At 70.5% G+C, this 1,828-nt stretch carries 1 protein-coding gene and 1 tRNA gene; both read left to right on the forward strand.

The window, feature by feature from the left end; translation table 11 throughout:
• The first annotated feature begins 501 nt into the window (after nucleotides 1-501).
• Nucleotides 502-583 (forward strand) — tRNA-Leu (locus ACFWA9_RS39065).
• Nucleotides 584-725: 142 nt separating this feature from the next.
• A complete protein-coding gene (locus ACFWA9_RS39070) occupies nucleotides 726-1,637 on the forward strand; it encodes a Bax inhibitor-1/YccA family protein (RefSeq protein ID WP_380394340.1) in 912 nt (303 codons plus the stop codon).
• Nucleotides 1,638-1,828: the final 191 nt, after the last annotated feature.

Here is a 1,828-nt window from a genome sequence, read left to right on the forward strand (position 1 = left end):
GTCGAGCGCGACGACGCGGGTCTCCCCGTCCCCGTAGACCTTGTTGAGGCCGGTGGCGCGGGCGGCCGCCCGGCCGGTACGGACGGCGGTTGCGGTCGACGTGGTCACGGGGTGCTCCTTGGGATCGGGCTGCGGACGGCGCCGGGGGTGCGGGACGGCTCCGGAGGGCCGGTCTGCGCAGGGGTTCGGCGGTATCTCCATGCTCGGCCACGTGGTCACGGCTTCTCGTCGCTCCGCCGGACGGTTGGCCTGACCACCGCTGGGCGTACGTCCGGAGAAAGCCCTCATCCTCGGGTATGACGTCAACCCTTACCTGATCCCGCTGGCCGGATAGCACGCTCGGATTGGCCAAATCACGAACTGTTCGTCAGATGGCAAGGAAACATGACAACTTCCCTGGCTGGGAACATGCGAAAGGGGGAGGCGGGCGACTAGGCTCGGGGATGGCCCGCACGGGGACGGAGCACCACCTCCGACTGTCGGCAGGGCAGGTCCTTGAAGGCCCGGATGGTGGAACGCAGACACGGGCAGCTTAAAACTGCTTGGCCGTGAGGCCGTGCCGGTTCGAGTCCGGCTCCGGGCACCGCTCGACCCGCGGGGACGCCACCGGGCGTCCCCGCCGGGCGCCGCTCCCCGGATCCTCCTTGCGGCGTATCCCTATTCTTTTGCCAACCCATTACCCTTGTGGTGCGGGCGGTGCAGTGCCGCCACGGAGGGAATGAGCAATGAGAAGCAGCAACCCGGTCTTCTCGCGGGAGGGGTCCTTCACCCGCGAGCCCGGCTACGCGGGTTTCGGTACCACGCAGGCCCCGCCGGCCGGGAGCCCGTACGCCGCAGGCCCCCCCGGCCAGAGCAGCCCGTACGGCGACAACCCGTACGGCAACAACCCCTACGCCCAGCAGCCGCAGGGCCAGGCTCCGCTGACCGACGAGCAGCTGGTCGAGATGTACGGCGCGCCGTCCGCCGGCCCGCTGGACACCGGGCGGATGACGCTCGACGACGTCGTCGCACGCACCGCCATGACGTTGCTCACCCTGGTCGCCTTCGGCGGGCTGGCCTGGTTCGCGCTGCCGGACCGGAACTTCGGCCTGGCCATCGGCGCCTCGCTGATCGCCTTCGTGGTCGGCCTGGTGATCTCGTTCAAGCGGAGTGTCAGCCCGCCGCTGATCCTGCTCTACGCGGGCCTGGAGGGCTTCGCGCTCGGTGCCGTCACCAAGGTGTTCAACACCATCTGGCCGGGCATCGCGATCCAGGCGGTACTGGGCACGGCGGCGGTCTTCGCGGCGATGCTGATCGCCTACAAGACCGGCCGGATCCGGGTCACCCCGCGGTACACGCGGATCGGCATCGCGATCGCCATGGGCTTCGTGCTCCTGCTGCTGGTCAACGCGGTCGCGTCGATGTTCGGTGCGGAGATGGGGCTGCGCTCCGGCCCGCTGGGCATCGTGGTGGGCCTGGTCGGCATCGGCCTCGGCGCGTTCTTCCTCTCGCTGGACTTCGCGGCCATCGAGCAGGCCATCGCCCAGGGCGCCCCGCAGAAGGAGTCCTGGCGGGCCGCCTTCGGGCTCACCCTGTCGCTGGTCTGGATCTACATCGAGATGCTGCGGCTGATCGCGATCCTGCGCGGCGACGACTGATCACCGCGCCCCCCGCGCACTGCCGCCGGGCCCCGGAGCCTTCCGCTCCGGGGCCCGGCGGCTTTCGTCTAGGCTCGCGCCATGCCTGAAGCAGCCTCCCTCGCCGAAGCCGTCGACGCCCTGGCGGACCGTTTCCGCTCGATGCCGCAGAGCCGGCTGCTGGGAGCCGTCCCCGGCCACCCCTCCCGGGC

The organism is Kitasatospora sp. NPDC059973 (assembly GCF_042737525.1).
Lineage (GTDB): Bacteria > Actinomycetota > Actinomycetes > Streptomycetales > Streptomycetaceae > Kitasatospora.

Bases quoted from the DNA above. Each gene is read 5' to 3' on its own strand.
- ACFWA9_RS39070 (WP_380394340.1), top strand. From the start codon at position 726: ATGAGAAGCAGCAACCCGGTCTTCTCGCGGGAGGGGTCCTTCACCCGC.